The following is a 12,654-nucleotide window of genomic DNA, read 5'->3' as shown; positions in this document are numbered from 1 at the left end:
TTCCCCCAACGTACCGCATCCGCCCGGATGCACGGAGTGCGCAGGACGGAGCGGCCGGTGAGGGCCAACGGGGCATGAGTGTACGTGGTCCACGGCCGGGCGTCGAACACGTACCCCGCGGCCCCCCTGCGATACCCCTATGCCTTGTCGCCCGCCCTTCTGAGACGATGGCGGTCATGAGCGCTGCAACACCACCCGCATCGTCCGCCAGCGACCGACGGGTATCGGCCCGTATCGGCGCTATCTCCGAGTCCGCGACCCTCGCCGTGGACGCCAAGGCCAAGGCCCTGAAGGCCGCCGGGCGTCCAGTGATCGGCTTCGGCGCGGGCGAACCCGACTTCCCGACACCCGACTACATCGTCGAGGCCGCCGTCGAGGCCTGCCGCAACCCGAAGTTCCACCGCTACACACCCGCCGGCGGCCTGCCCGAACTGAAGAGCGCGATCGCCGCCAAGACGCTCCGCGACTCCGGCTACGAGGTCGACGCCTCGCAGATCCTGGTGACCAACGGCGGCAAGCAGGCGATCTACGAGGCCTTCGCCGCGATCCTCGACCCGGGCGACGAGGTCATCGTCCCCGCGCCGTACTGGACCACCTACCCCGAGTCGATCCGGCTCGCCGGCGGCGTGCCGGTGGACGTCGTCGCCGACGAGACGACCGGCTACCGCGTCTCCGTCGAGCAGCTCGAGGCCGCGCGCACGGACCGCACGAAGGTCGTGCTGTTCGTCTCGCCGTCCAACCCGACCGGCGCCGTCTACTCGCGCGAGCAGGTCGAGGAGATCGGCCGCTGGGCCGCGGAGCACGGCCTCTGGGTGCTCACCGACGAGATCTACGAGCATCTGGTGTACGGCGACGCGGAGTTCACCTCGCTGCCGGTCGCGGTCCCCGAGCTGCGCGACAAGTGCATCGTCGTCAACGGCGTGGCCAAGACGTACGCCATGACGGGCTGGCGCGTGGGCTGGGTCATCGGCCCCAAGGACGTGGTCAAGGCCGCGACCAACCTGCAGTCCCACGCCACCTCCAACGTGTCCAACGTCGCGCAGATGGCGGCGCTCGCCGCGGTCTCCGGCGACCTGGAGGCCGTCGAGCAGATGAAGGTGGCGTTCGACCGCCGCCGCCGCACGATCGTGCGCATGCTCAACGAGATCGACGGCGTCGTCTGCCCGGAGCCGGAGGGTGCGTTCTACGCCTACCCGACGGTGAAGGACCTGCTCGGCAAGGAGATCCGCGGCAAGCGGCCGCAGTCGAGCGTCGAGCTGGCCGAGATCATTCTCGAGGAGGCCGAGGTCGCGGTCGTTCCGGGTGAGGCCTTCGGTACGCCGGGCTACCTGCGGCTCTCGTACGCGCTGGGCGACGAGGACCTGGTCGAGGGCATCTCGCGGATCCAGAAGCTGCTGGGCGAGGCCAGGGCGTAAGGCTCGGTTCGATTCGGCCGAGAACGGCTGAAAATGCGCGATGCGGGGCCCCTCGGGGCCCCGCATTCGTTTTCGGGCAAGCGCTCGTTCAGGGAATCCCCTACCGGGCCGCCCGGCCCATGCGGCAGGATCTTCCAATGCCGCACCAATCCGGGGTCCGACCCCCGATCCCGCCGAACTCCCCGGACGTCTCCGCCCCCCAGGCCGGCGGCGGGGACTCCGACCGTGATCTGCGCGGGCTGCCCAAGGCCCATCTGCATCTGCACTTCACCGGCTCGATGCGCCCCGGCACGCTGCTGGAGCTGGCCGACCGGTACGGCGTCCATCTGCCCGAGGCGCTCAGCGGCGGCGAACCCCCCAAGCTGCGCGCGACGGACGAGCGGGGCTGGTTCCGCTTCCAGCGGCTCTACGACATCGCGCGCTCCTGCCTGCGGTCCCCCGAGGACATCCAGCGCCTGGTCCTGGAGGCGGCCGAGGAGGACGTGCGGGACGGCTCACGCTGGCTGGAGATCCAGGTCGACCCCACCTCGTACGCACCGCGGCTCGGCGGGCTGATCCCGGCCCTGGAGATCATCCTGGACGCGGTGGACCGCGCCTCGCGCGAGACCGGTCTCGGGATGCGCGTCCTGGTCGCGGCCAACCGGACGAAACACCCGCTGGACGCGCGGACGTTGGCGCGGCTGGCGGTGCGGTACGCGGACCGCGGCATCGTCGGCTTCGGGCTCTCCAACGACGAACGGCGGGGTTTCGCGCGGGACTTCGACCGGGCCTTCGCCATCGCCCGAGACGGCGGTCTGCTCGCGGCTCCGCACGGCGGCGAGCTGTCCGGGCCGGGCAGCGTCCGGGACTGCCTGGACGACCTCGACGCGGCGCGTATCGGGCACGGCGTGCGCGCCGCCGAGGACCCACGGCTGCTGCGCAAGCTGGCCGACCGAGGAGTGACCTGCGAGGTGTGCCCCACCTCGAACGTGGCGCTGGGCGTCTACGAGAAGCCGGAGGACGTACCGCTGCGCACGCTGTTCGACGCCGGCGTCCCGATGGCGCTGGGCGCGGACGACCCGCTGCTCTTCGGGTCGCGGCTGGCGGACCAGTACGAGGTGGCGCGCCGGCATCACGACTTCACGGACGCCGAACTCGCCGAACTGGCGCGTCAGTCGGTGCGGGGGTCGGCCGCTCCGGAGGACGTCCGGGCGCTGATGCTGGCCGACATCGACGCGTGGGCGGCGGGCTGAGGCTCTTCCCGGCCGCCGGTGTCCGGATGTCCGGAGAGGCGCCGGTGTCCGGCTAGGCGATTCCGCCGAGGACGGTGCGCGCGATCGCCGCGGCGAAGGCGTCCAGAGGACGACGGGCGGTGGGAGCGCCGGCGGCCTCGGTGGCCTCTGCGGTCGCCCCGGGCCCGGTGGCTTTGTCGGCCTCTGCGGGCGCCCCAGGCCCGGTGGCCTCGGTGGAGGTCTCCAGGTCCTCGGTGAAGGCGTCCAGGAAGGCGCGCTGGTAGCAGGCGCCGAGCAGCAGGGCGGCGGCCGCGTCCGTGTCGGCGTTCTCTCGGATACGGCCGGCGGCGCGTTCGGCGTCCAGATAGGCGGCCAGTTCCTCGAGCGGGCGGTGCGGCCCGGCGTCGCCGCCGAGGCGGCGCAGACCCTCACGGTGGCGGCGCAGGAGTGCGGGTTCGGCGAAGAGCGAGGCGGCCATGGGCACGCTCGACTCGTAGAACAGCACCGCTCCGCGGGCGATCCGGGCGAGGTTCTCCTCGACGCTGTGTTCCGCGGGGGTCCGCCGGATCTCTGCGAGCAGGGAGCCGAGCCGTGGCAGCCGCTCCTCCAGGACGTGGACGAACAGGTCCTCCTTGCTCGCGAAATGCTTGTAGAGAGCGGCTTCCGAGCATCCGGCGGCCTTCGCGATCTCCTTGGTGGTGGCGCGGGCCAGGCCGATGGACCGCATCAGCCGGGCCGCCGCGTCGAGAAGGCGCGTACGCGTCGGTGCGGGCTCCATGATGGCTCCAACCTGCCTTGACGTGAGGTGAGCGGATACTCACCCTAGAGGGTGAGTGAATACTTACCCACCTGAGGGGCGTGCGCCATGAGGATCACCGTTTTCGGAGCGACGGGCGGCATCGGCCGGGAGATCGTGCGACAGGCGCTGACGGCGGGGCACGAGGTGACGGCGGTCGTGCGCGACGCGGCCCGCCTTCCGGTTCCGAAGTCGGGCACGGTCGAGGTGGTGACGGCCGGGCTGACGGACCCGGCGGCGCTGGGCCCGGCCGTCGCGGGACGCGACGCGGTCTTCTCGGGGCTCGGCCCGCGCGGCCGCAAGCAGGTCGGCATCGCCTCCTCCGGCACGCGCACGATCCTGCGGGCGCTGGAGGCGGAGGGCGTCCGGCGCTTCCTCGCGGTGAGCGCGGCGCCGGTGGGGCCGCCGCCGGAGGGCGAGTCGCTGCGGCTGCGGTTGATGACGCCGCTGGTCAAGGCCGCGTTCCGGGAGCAGTACGCCGATCTGGCCGTGATGGAGGACGACCTCCGGCGCAGCGCCACGGACTGGACGGTCGTACGGCCGCCGAGGCTGCTCGACCGGCCGCTGACGGGCTCGTACCGGAAGGCGTTCGCCACCACGCCGCGGGACAGCATGATGATCGGCCGCGCGGATGTGGCGCACGCGATGCTGGCGATGGCGGACGACGCGTCGACGGTCAAGCAAGCGGTCGGGGTCGCGTACTAGGGGCGGGCCGTGAGAGCCCGGACGGCGCGGACCGCGGCGGGCTCCGTGCGGGCCGCGTCGGGCTCCGGGCGGGCCGGACGGCGTGCCCGTACGGGTCGTACGCCCGGTGTCAGGGCGGGTGGGGGTCGGCTGCCGGGGCGGGTGAGGCCGGGCCCTCAGAGGGTGACGCCGACCGTCACGGGCTCGTTGACGAGAGTCACCCCGAAGGCGTCCCGCACGCCGTCCCTGACCTCCCGCGCGAGGGCCAGCAGGTCCTCGGTCGTGGCGGAACCGCGGTTGGTGAGGGCCAGGGTGTGCTTGGTGGAGATCCGCGCCGGGCCCGTGCCGTACCCCTTGGTGAAGCCCGCCTTGTCGATCAGCCAGGCGGCGGAGGTCTTGGTCAGGCCGTCCCCCGCCGGGTACGCCGGGGGCACCACGTCCGCGCCGAGCCGTTCGGCCGCGCGCGCGACGAATGCCTCGTGCTGGGCGGCCGTGAGGATGGGGTTGGTGAAGAAGGAGCCGGCGGACCAGGTGTCGTGGTCCTCGGGATCCAGCACCATGCCCTTGCCCGCCCGAAGCTTGAGGACCGCCTCACGGGCCGTGGCGGCGGGCACCCGGTCGCCGGTCGCGACGCCCAACGTCCGGGCGAGTTCGGCGTACTTGACCGGAGTGGAGAGGCCGCCGGCGTCCTCCAGGGCGAAGCGGACGCGCAGGACGACGAAGCGCGCCGGGTCGGCCTTGAAGCGGCTGTGCCGGTACGAGAAGGCGCACTCCGCGCCCGGGATCGTCACCGTCTCGTCGGCGCGGCGGTCGTAGGCGACGACCTCGGTGATGACGGAGGAGACCTCCTGGCCGTACGCGCCCACGTTCTGGATCGGGGTCGCGCCCGCCGAGCCGGGGATTCCGGCGAGGCACTCGATCCCGGCGAGGCCCGCCTCGACGGTGCGGGCGACGGCCTGGGACCAGTTCTCCCCCGCGGCCAGCTCCAGCCGCGTACCGGAGAGGTCATGGCCGGTCGTGGCGATGCGCAGGGCGGTTCCCTCGAAGCCCTTGTCGCCGATGACGAGGTTGCTGCCACCGGCGACGATCAGCAGCGGGGTGCCGTCGGCGTCCGCTTCGCGGACGGCGGAGACGACCTCGTCGTCCGTGGTGGCGGTGACCAGGCGCGTGGCCGGGCCGCCGAGCCGGAAGGTGGTCAGCGGGGCGAGCGGGGCGTCGTGAAGTTCCTGCACGCGCACAAGCGTAAGGGGCGGGGTCCTTGGACCCCGCCCCTTACCCCGTCGGTACGCCGTCACCCCGTGCCCACGGACGCGGGCGGGCCGTGCCCGCTACGGCTCCACCGGGGTCCGCAGCAGCGTGGCAGATCTGGCTGCAGGCGCCGTGTCAGCGTGTGAGGTCCTGCGACAGGCGCCGCGTCAGGCCCGCCGCGTCAGGCCAGGCGGACGACCGCGCGGGCCATGCCCAGGACCTTCTGGCCCGCGCTCATCGCCGTGAGGTCCACGCGCACCGCCCGGTCGTCGAGCTTGGCGGCGACCTTGCCACTGACCTCGATGACCGCGCCCGTGTCGTCGTTGGGGACGAGGACGGGCTTGGTGAAGCGCACGCCGTACTCCGCGACGGCGCCCGGGTCGCCGACCCAGTCGGTGACCACGCGGATCGCCTCGGCCATGGTGAACATGCCGTGGGCGATCACGTCGTCGAGACCGACCTCCTTGGCGAACTTCTCGTTCCAGTGGATGGGGTTGAAGTCGCCGGACGCGCCCGCGTAGCGCACGAGGGTCTCGCGGGTCACCGGGAACGTCTGCGCCGGCAGCTCGGTGCCGACCTCGACGTCGTCGTAGGAAATCTTCGCCGCCATCGCCGTCAGCCCTCCTCGGCGCCGCGCGCCACCAGCTTCGTGAACGCCGTCACCACGAGCTCGCCGCTCTCGTCGTGGACCTCGCCGCGGATGTCGATGATGTCGTTGCCCGCAAGGGACTTGATGGCCTCGATGGTCGACGTGACCGACAGGCGGTCACCGGCCCGGACCGGGCGGGCGTAGGCGAACTTCTGGTCGCCGTGCACGACGCGGTTGTAGTCCAGGCCCAGCGCCGGGTCGTGGACGACCTCCTGCGCCGCCTTGAAGGAGATCGCGAAGGCGAAAGTGGGCGGGGCGATCACGTCCGGGTGGCCGTGCTCCTTGGCCGCGTCCGCGTCCGTGTAGACCGGGTTGGTGTCACCGATCGCCTCGGCGAACTCACGGATCTTCTCGCGGCCGACCTCGTACGGCGCGGTGGGCGGGTAGGACCGCCCGATGAAGGACTTGTCGAGCGGCATGACGCGCCACCTCCTGGGTCGATGCTCTGTCGATGATCGGGGCGACCGGTCGACGGCCGGTCGAAGCCCGGTCGATCGGTTGCGGCCACCGCCGATCGGTCGCGGCGCCCCGCGTCGATCAACGAGGCCCGGTGGTCCGGCGATGCGGGGGCACCCGACGACGCCCAACGACACGAGGCCGCCCCCGCATGGGGACGGCCTCGTGTGTCAGTCGTCGTTACCGCGTCTCGCGGTGCGCCGTGTGCGAGTTGCAACGGGGGCAGTACTTCTTCATCTCAAGACGGTCCGGGTCGTTGCGCCGGTTCTTCTTGGTGATGTAGTTCCGCTCCTTGCACTCCACGCAGGCCAGCGTGATCTTCGGGCGGACGTCGGTGGCAGCCACGTGAGTGCTCCTTGACGGACAGGTGGATTAACGCAGAAAAGAGTAGCCGATTGAAGGACCGATCCCACAATCGGCTACGCGGTGTAGCGGCGACCGGACTTGAACCGGTGACACAGCGATTATGAGCCGCTTGCTCTACCGACTGAGCTACGCCGCTTCGAGTGAGCTGACCTCCCGCCGCGAAGCGGGGTGTCGGATCACCAGAGCCCCAATACGGAATCGAACCGTAGACCTTCTCCTTACCATGGAGACGCTCTGCCGACTGAGCTATTGGGGCGAGCGGTGAAGACATTACACGCTCGGCCGCCGAACGTGAAATCCGTATCGGTGGCTCCTGCCCAGGTGGCCAGGCCACCACACCAGTACGACTATTCGGCTCCTCCGCGATGCCGTCGGACCCTCCCCCTAGGCTCGTCCCGCGCTGCGTGATCATGGCGGCGCGCCGGACCCGTTCAGGGAGCGTCACCCCCTCAGGGACGTCAGGGAGCGCGATGCCAGGAAGCCACCCGCAGCACCCGCAGCAACCCCCGAAGCGCGACGGCGCGACTCCCGAACCCGGCGCCCTGGTGCTGTGCGGCGCGCGGCTCACCGACGGGCGGACCGTCGACGTACGGCTCAGCGGCGGCCGGATCGAGGCCGTCGGCACGGCGGGCAGCCTGGCCCGCGGCACGGGCCCCGCGGGAAGCGGGGCGAAGGTCGACCTCGGCGGCTACCTGCTGCTCCCCGCCCCCGCCGAACCCCACGCGCACAGCGACACAGCCCTCACGGCGGACGCCGACGGCCCTGTCTCGTACGCGCCCGAGGACGTCCAGCGGCGCACGATCGAGGCCGCGCTCCTGCAGCTCGGGCACGGCGCCACGGCGCTGCGGACCCACGTACGGATCGGTGACGTGCAGGGGCTCGGGTCCCTGGAGGCGGTCCTGCAGGCGCGGCGCGCGCTGCGCGGGCTGATCGAGCTGTCGGCCGTCGCGGTGCCGCGCGTGCTCACGGGAGTGGCGGGCGCGGACGGCCTCGCCATGCTGCGGGACGCGGTGCGGATGGGCGCGGAGGTCGTCGGGGGCTGCCCGGACCTCGACCCCGACCCGACCGGCTACACCCAGGCGGTGCTGGAGGTCGCGGCGGAGCACGGCTGCGCCGTCGATCTGCACACGGAAGGTGACGATCCCGCCCGGCTCGGACGCCTGGCCTCGATGGCCGGTGGCCTGCGCCCCGGCGTCACGCTCGGGCCGTGCGCGGGACTCGCGCGCCTGCCGCAGGACCTGGCGGGGCGGGCCGCGGACCAGCTCGCCGCGGCCGGGATCACGGTCGTCTGCCTGCCGCAGGGCCGCTGCGGGGCCATGGAAGGGACGGGTGCGGACGAGCGCCCGCCCTCAGGGGAACGCGGGGAAAGGGAAGGCGAAGGGGAACGGGCGGACGGCGCGGGGCGTGAGGGACGCGCCCGCGCGGACCGCTCCCCCGCCGGCGCCGCGCCGGGAGCGTGCTCTGCACCCGTACGGCTCCTGCGCGCGGCGGGCGTACGGGTCGCGGCGGGCAGCGGGGCGATGCGGGACGCCGCGAACCCGGTGGGGCGCGGCGACCCGCTGGAGGCCGCGTACCTCCTGACGGCACAGGGCAGGGAGCGGCCGGGGACCGCGTACGAGACGGTGAGCACGCACGCTCGGGCGGCGATGGGGCTTCCCGAGGTGCGCGTCGAGGCCGGTTTCCCCGCGGAGTTGCTGGCGGTGCGCGGGGACGGACTCACGGGTGTGCTGTCCCTGGCGTACAGCCGGATCGTGGTGCACAGGGGGCGTGTGGTGGCGCGGACGAGCGCGGTGCGCGAGTACTGCGACTCGGCGGCGGTGGCGGGACTGGACCTGCCACGACAGGCGTCGGGCGGGTCCTGAAGCGAGCGGATCCCGCGGGCAGGCGGATCCCCTGGGTCGGGCGGACCGAGGCGGGCGGCAGCAGGGGACGCGGAACTCCTCCCGCCCGGCCCGGAGTTCGTGCCCAGCGCAGATGGGGCCGAGCGGGCCGCGCGCCGTGTCCCCGAGCCGCGCCGACGGGCAACCGGGCGTACGGTCGGAACCATGCGCATTGTCATCGCTGGTGGACACGGTCAGATCGCGCTGCGACTGGAGCAGCACCTCACCACGCGCGGAGACGAGGCCGTCGGCCTGATCCGCAACCCCGATCACGCCGACGACCTGCGGGCGGCGGGCGCCGAACCCGTCGTCTGCGACCTGGAGTCGGCCTCGGCCGAGGAGGTCGCGGGGCATCTGCGGGGCGCGGACGCGGTGGTCTTCGCCGCGGGCGCCGGGCCGGGCAGCGGCGCTGCCCGCAAGGAGTCCGTGGACCGCGCCGCCGCCGCGCTGTTCGCGGACGCCGCCGAGCAGGCGGGCGTACGGCGCTACGTCATGGTCTCCTCCATGGGCGCCGGCAAGGAGCCGCCGCCTGGCACCGACCCCGTGTTCGCGACGTACCTGCGGGCCAAAGGGGCCGCCGACGGCGACCTGCGGGCGCGCACGGCGCTGGACTGGACGATCCTGCGGCCGGGCCGTCTCACCAACGAGCCCGGCACGGGCCTGGTCGACCTCGCCGAGCACACGGGCCGGGACGAGGTGCCGCGGGACGACGTCGCGGCCGTGCTCGCCGTCCTCCTCCACGACCCGGGCACGGCGGGGCTCACTCTGGAGCTGATCGGGGGCGCGGCGCCGGTCGAGGCGGCGGTCAAGGCCGTGTCCACGCGCTGACTCCCGTCTCCGCACCCGTCTCCTCACCCCGTACGGGCAAGGGGAGGTACAAGGGGTCAGGCCCTCGTCCGGGATGCGCCCGGCCGGGGGCCGCAGGACGCTGGAAACATGGAGGGACAGCAGCCGCCCGTGGTCGTCCACCCGCCGGACCGGGGCGCCCGGCGCGTGACCATCCGTGGCGAGCCGGTCGGCAGGGCCCACGCCCCGAAGGACGTGATCGAGTTCCTGCGCGTGGCCGGACTGGACGAGAGCGCGGTGGAGCTGGACGATCCGGACCTCATCGAGTGGCGCGGCGGAGGCCCCGCCGACTGGCCCGACGAACAGGCCCGGCCATGAGACCTCTTGGGCCGCGGGACCCCGCGGAGCACTGGGACACCGGCGGTCCGGCGCGCAGGGATCCGGTGGCGGGGCGGCGAGGGCCGGGAGGCTCCTTCGGCCGCCCGGGCCCGGTGGATCCGGCCGGTCCCGTGGACCCGGCCGATCCCTCCCAGCCCGGAGAGGCACCCATCACGCAGACCGAGCGCACGGTGCTGCGCGCCATCGACGCCTTCCTGGACACCAAGCCGCCGCGCCATCCCCACACGAACGACCTCATCGGGGCCACCGGGCTGACCGAGGACAACGTGTACGAGGCCGTCCTCTCGCTGGAACGCCTCGACTACATCGTCGTCGAGCCCGTGAAGCTCGGCGGTACCGGCGAGATCACGCACATCACCAGAACGGGTCAGCACCACCTGTGACGGCGGGCCCCCTGGCTCCGGAGCCAGGGGGCCCTCAGGCGGGGTACGCCGTACCGCGTCCGCTACTTCTCGGGGATCGCGTACGGGCGGGTGATGATCTCCATGCCGTGACCGGCGGGATCAAGGAAGTACAGCCCCCGGCCGCCATGATGGTGGTTGATCTTCCCCGGCTGCTTGCCGTGCGGATCGGCGTAGTACGTGATCCCGGCCTGCCGGATCCGGTCGAAGGCGGCGTCGAACTCCTCGTCGGAGATCAGGAACGCGTAGTGCTGCACGGTGATCGACTCCGCCGGGATCGTGGCGAAGTCCAGGGTGACGCCGTTGCTCGTGGCGACCGGAACGAACGGTCCCCACTCGGTGCCGATCTCCAAGTCCAGGACGTGCGCGAGGAATTCGGCGGATTCCCGGTTGTCCCGGGCGTGAACGATGGTGTGGTTCAACTCGACTGACACTGTGGAATGCCTCCGTAAGGCAATCTCACGGGCACCTCCATACCTCACCCGGTCGGTGACCGGCACGCGATGCCGTACCTGGATGGTAGGCAGCGCCGGGGCCGGACGTCGAGGTCACGGCAGGCGCCGGGCCGGTTGCGGCCCGGCGCCGCGGTCAGTCCTCCGCCGCGCTCCGGCCGCCCCGCGGCAGGGCGCCCGCGCTCTCGAGCGTGGTGAGCCACTGGCTGACGACGGCGTCGATGTACGCGTCGGTGACCTGGTCGCGATCGAGGAAGAGCCGGGCGAGGACAGGGCCGTAGAGCAGGGTGTACTCGTCGTCTCCGATCTGGACACCGGAGGGTTCGAGGAGGGTGTTGAGGGCGGCCTGGCGGTCCCGGCGGATGCGGGCCAACGCCTGGGCGCTGTCGGGGTCGTGGTCGGCCTGTGCGGTGACGGCGAGCACGGCGGCGCGGGTGGCCGGGTCGCTGATGCCGTCGCGCAGGCTCCGCAGCCAGCCGGTGGCGACCGTGCGTACGTCGCTGTCCGGCTCGGGATAGGTGTCGACGTCCGGGCCTTCGAGGATCAGGTCGAAGAGCAGGGCGGCCCGGGTGGGCCAGTGGCGGTAGAGGGTCTGGCGGGTGACGTCGGCCCGTTCGGCCAGGAGCGCGTAGGTCAGCCCGGCCGGTCCGACCTCGGGGAGCAGTTCGCGCGCGACGGCCAGGATGCGCCGGCGGGTGCGCTGGACGCGTGGATTGCCCGGGGTCGGCCGGCGGCGGTGGAGGGGCTGCTGCATGTCCCCAGCCTACCCGCGAATCATACATGACGAGTGATTTACATCACAGTCTTGTTTCATACGTCGCGTGTGATACACCTGGAAGCAGTAATCACACACACCGGATGATTCATTGCTTCCGTGTGTGCCGACCCCTCTCCCCAGGGAGTGCCCGATGTCCACCGCGATCACCTTCTCCGAGTACGGCGGGCCCGATGTCCTGACCCTGTCGCAGGTCGCCACCCCCGAGCCGGGCCCGGGCCAGGTCCGCATCCGCGTGCGGGCGGCCGCCGTCAACCCGATCGACCTCCGTATACGGGCGGGCCTGATGCAGGGCGTCTTCCCCGTCACCTTCCCGATGGTTCCCGGCTGGGACGTCGCCGGCGTCGTCGACCGCACCGGCGAGGGCGCCTCCGCCTCGGTCGGCGACGAGGTCTTCGGCGTCGCCTCGGTGGGCGGCTACAGCGCGTACGCCCTGCTGGACCGGCCCTTCACCAAGCCCGCGATCGTGCCGTTCGAGACAGCGGCCGCGATGGTCACCGTCGGCGAGGCCGCCTACCGGGCGCTCCGGCACCTCGGCGTGCAGCCGGGGCGGACCCTGCTCATCCACGGTGCGGGCGGCAGTGTGGGCTCCATCGCGGTCCAACTGGCCGCCGCCCGCGGCATCGCCGTGGTCGGCACCGCCGCCGAGCAGGACGTGGAACGCGTCAACGGCCTCGGCGCCACCGCCGTGCTCTACGGCGAGGGCTGGGTGGAACGGGTCGAGGCCGCCGCACCGGACGGTGTGCATGCCGTGTTCGACGCCTCGGGTGCGGGCGTACTGGCCGACTCCGTCGCGCTGGCGGGCGACGCGGGCCGCGTCATCACGATCGCCGATCCGTCCTTCGCCGAACACGGCGTGCGGTTCACCGGCATGGACCCGGCCGACCGCTCCCCGGAGGCCCTGCCGCACCTGGCCGACCTGCTGGCCGGCGGCGGGCTCGACGTCCCGGTGGGGCGGGCCTACCCGCTCGCGGACGCCGCCCGGGCTCACGCCGACCTCGAGGCGCGCCGCAGCCACGGCAAGGTCGTCCTGCTGCCCTGACCGGGCCGCCGCCTCGCGCGAGCCTGCAGGCGGGCGCGGGGAGCCGGGCCCGGTTCACGCGAGGCGCGCGCCCGGCGCCGCGGAATCCGTCCCG

General features: G+C 72.8%; 15 protein-coding genes and 2 tRNA genes. 8 read left to right on the top strand and 9 right to left on the bottom strand.

Annotated features, from left to right (window positions below; genetic code table 11):
- Nucleotides 1-176: 176 nt before the first annotated feature.
- Together ABZ822_RS16545 and ABZ822_RS16540 are read left to right on the top strand one after the other, a co-directional pair.
- Nucleotides 177-1,415: a pyridoxal phosphate-dependent aminotransferase gene (locus ABZ822_RS16545; protein ID WP_360853490.1), complete on the top strand. Its 1,239-nt coding sequence runs from the start codon at nucleotides 177-179 to the stop codon at nucleotides 1,413-1,415.
- Nucleotides 1,416-1,552: 137 nt separating this feature from the next.
- Entirely contained in the window at nucleotides 1,553-2,647 is a 1,095-nt protein-coding gene (locus tag ABZ822_RS16540; protein ID WP_360853487.1) for an adenosine deaminase, read from the top strand.
- Nucleotides 2,648-2,699: 52 nt separating this feature from the next.
- Here ABZ822_RS16540 and ABZ822_RS16535 read toward each other — a convergent pair whose 3' ends face one another.
- Nucleotides 2,700-3,404 (bottom strand): helix-turn-helix domain-containing protein, encoded by a 705-nt coding sequence (locus tag ABZ822_RS16535; protein WP_360853484.1) that lies wholly within the window; start codon nucleotides 3,402-3,404, stop codon nucleotides 2,700-2,702.
- Between the two features lie 87 nt (nucleotides 3,405-3,491).
- Here ABZ822_RS16535 and ABZ822_RS16530 point away from each other — a divergent pair, with 87 nt between their 5' ends.
- A complete protein-coding gene (locus ABZ822_RS16530) occupies nucleotides 3,492-4,127 on the top strand; it encodes an NAD(P)-binding oxidoreductase (RefSeq protein WP_360853481.1) in 636 nt (211 codons plus the stop codon).
- Nucleotides 4,128-4,282: 155 nt separating this feature from the next.
- Here ABZ822_RS16530 and ABZ822_RS16525 read toward each other — a convergent pair whose 3' ends face one another.
- From ABZ822_RS16525 to ABZ822_RS16500, 6 genes are all read right to left on the bottom strand, one after another.
- Nucleotides 4,283-5,338 (bottom strand): UDP-N-acetylmuramate dehydrogenase, encoded by a 1,056-nt coding sequence (locus ABZ822_RS16525; RefSeq protein WP_360853479.1) that lies wholly within the window; start codon nucleotides 5,336-5,338, stop codon nucleotides 4,283-4,285.
- Nucleotides 5,339-5,535: 197 nt separating this feature from the next.
- Nucleotides 5,536-5,964, bottom strand: coding sequence for a MaoC family dehydratase (locus ABZ822_RS16520; protein ID WP_360853476.1), 429 nt, complete (start codon nucleotides 5,962-5,964; stop codon nucleotides 5,536-5,538).
- A 5-nt stretch (nucleotides 5,965-5,969) separates the two neighbouring features.
- Nucleotides 5,970-6,422 carry a MaoC family dehydratase N-terminal domain-containing protein gene (locus ABZ822_RS16515; RefSeq protein ID WP_360853473.1) on the bottom strand — a complete coding sequence of 151 codons (453 nt, stop codon included), beginning with the start codon at nucleotides 6,420-6,422 and terminating at the stop codon, nucleotides 5,970-5,972.
- A 217-nt stretch (nucleotides 6,423-6,639) separates the two neighbouring features.
- Nucleotides 6,640-6,804, bottom strand: a complete 165-nt coding sequence (gene rpmG / locus ABZ822_RS16510) for a 50S ribosomal protein L33 (RefSeq protein WP_189931835.1) — start codon at nucleotides 6,802-6,804, stop codon at nucleotides 6,640-6,642.
- 84 nt (nucleotides 6,805-6,888) lie between these two features.
- Nucleotides 6,889-6,961: transfer RNA gene (locus ABZ822_RS16505), tRNA-Met, on the bottom strand.
- A gap of 47 nt (nucleotides 6,962-7,008) precedes the next feature.
- Nucleotides 7,009-7,081, bottom strand: a tRNA-Thr gene (locus ABZ822_RS16500).
- Nucleotides 7,082-7,295: 214 nt separating this feature from the next.
- Between ABZ822_RS16500 and ABZ822_RS16495 the strand changes: the two genes are divergently transcribed.
- The 4 genes from ABZ822_RS16495 to ABZ822_RS16480 all read left to right on the top strand — a co-directional run bounded on the left by ABZ822_RS16495 (nucleotide 7,296) and on the right by ABZ822_RS16480 (nucleotide 10,273).
- A complete protein-coding gene (locus ABZ822_RS16495) occupies nucleotides 7,296-8,687 on the top strand; it encodes a hydrolase (protein WP_360853469.1) in 1,392 nt (463 codons plus the stop codon).
- Between the two features lie 183 nt (nucleotides 8,688-8,870).
- Nucleotides 8,871-9,533, top strand: a complete 663-nt coding sequence (locus tag ABZ822_RS16490) for an SDR family oxidoreductase (protein WP_360853466.1) — start codon at nucleotides 8,871-8,873, stop codon at nucleotides 9,531-9,533.
- Between the two features lie 108 nt (nucleotides 9,534-9,641).
- Nucleotides 9,642-9,869: a hypothetical protein gene (locus ABZ822_RS16485; protein ID WP_360853463.1), complete on the top strand. Its 228-nt coding sequence runs from the start codon at nucleotides 9,642-9,644 to the stop codon at nucleotides 9,867-9,869.
- Entirely contained in the window at nucleotides 9,866-10,273 is a 408-nt protein-coding gene (locus tag ABZ822_RS16480; RefSeq protein ID WP_360853460.1) for a hypothetical protein, read from the top strand. Before ABZ822_RS16485 ends, ABZ822_RS16480 begins: the two co-directional genes overlap by 4 nt.
- Before the next feature lie 62 nt (nucleotides 10,274-10,335).
- Here ABZ822_RS16480 and ABZ822_RS16475 read toward each other — a convergent pair whose 3' ends face one another.
- Together ABZ822_RS16475 and ABZ822_RS16470 are read right to left on the bottom strand one after the other, a co-directional pair.
- Nucleotides 10,336-10,725, bottom strand: coding sequence for a VOC family protein (locus ABZ822_RS16475; RefSeq protein WP_360853457.1), 390 nt, complete (start codon nucleotides 10,723-10,725; stop codon nucleotides 10,336-10,338).
- Between the two features lie 154 nt (nucleotides 10,726-10,879).
- Nucleotides 10,880-11,497 (bottom strand): TetR/AcrR family transcriptional regulator, encoded by a 618-nt coding sequence (locus ABZ822_RS16470; protein WP_360853454.1) that lies wholly within the window; start codon nucleotides 11,495-11,497, stop codon nucleotides 10,880-10,882.
- 154 nt (nucleotides 11,498-11,651) lie between these two features.
- Between ABZ822_RS16470 and ABZ822_RS16465 the strand changes: the two genes are divergently transcribed.
- On the top strand, nucleotides 11,652-12,560 hold the full coding sequence (locus ABZ822_RS16465) for an NADP-dependent oxidoreductase (protein WP_360853451.1): 909 nt from the start codon (nucleotides 11,652-11,654) through the stop codon (nucleotides 12,558-12,560).
- Nucleotides 12,561-12,654: the final 94 nt, after the last annotated feature.

This window comes from Streptomyces sp. NPDC047108, from assembly GCF_040643575.1.
Classification (GTDB): Bacteria; Actinomycetota; Actinomycetes; order Streptomycetales; family Streptomycetaceae; genus Streptomyces.
This window is presented reverse-complemented; position numbering and strand designations above follow the sequence as displayed.

Excerpts from the sequence above, each read along its gene's own strand:
- ABZ822_RS16545 (WP_360853490.1), top strand. The coding sequence starts at position 177 with ATGAGCGCTGCAACACCACCCGCATCGTCCGCCAGCGACCGACGGGTA.
- ABZ822_RS16540 (WP_360853487.1), top strand. The coding sequence starts at position 1,553 with ATGCCGCACCAATCCGGGGTCCGACCCCCGATCCCGCCGAACTCCCCG.
- ABZ822_RS16535 (WP_360853484.1), bottom strand. The coding sequence starts at position 3,404 with ATGGAGCCCGCACCGACGCGTACGCGCCTTCTCGACGCGGCGGCCCGG.
- ABZ822_RS16530 (WP_360853481.1), top strand. The coding sequence starts at position 3,492 with ATGAGGATCACCGTTTTCGGAGCGACGGGCGGCATCGGCCGGGAGATC.
- ABZ822_RS16520 (WP_360853476.1), bottom strand. The coding sequence starts at position 5,964 with ATGGCGGCGAAGATTTCCTACGACGACGTCGAGGTCGGCACCGAGCTG.
- ABZ822_RS16515 (WP_360853473.1), bottom strand. The coding sequence starts at position 6,422 with ATGCCGCTCGACAAGTCCTTCATCGGGCGGTCCTACCCGCCCACCGCG.
- ABZ822_RS16495 (WP_360853469.1), top strand. The coding sequence starts at position 7,296 with ATGCCAGGAAGCCACCCGCAGCACCCGCAGCAACCCCCGAAGCGCGAC.
- ABZ822_RS16490 (WP_360853466.1), top strand. The coding sequence starts at position 8,871 with ATGCGCATTGTCATCGCTGGTGGACACGGTCAGATCGCGCTGCGACTG.
- ABZ822_RS16485 (WP_360853463.1), top strand. The coding sequence starts at position 9,642 with ATGGAGGGACAGCAGCCGCCCGTGGTCGTCCACCCGCCGGACCGGGGC.
- ABZ822_RS16480 (WP_360853460.1), top strand. The coding sequence starts at position 9,866 with ATGAGACCTCTTGGGCCGCGGGACCCCGCGGAGCACTGGGACACCGGC.
- ABZ822_RS16470 (WP_360853454.1), bottom strand. The coding sequence starts at position 11,497 with ATGCAGCAGCCCCTCCACCGCCGCCGGCCGACCCCGGGCAATCCACGC.
- ABZ822_RS16465 (WP_360853451.1), top strand. The coding sequence starts at position 11,652 with ATGTCCACCGCGATCACCTTCTCCGAGTACGGCGGGCCCGATGTCCTG.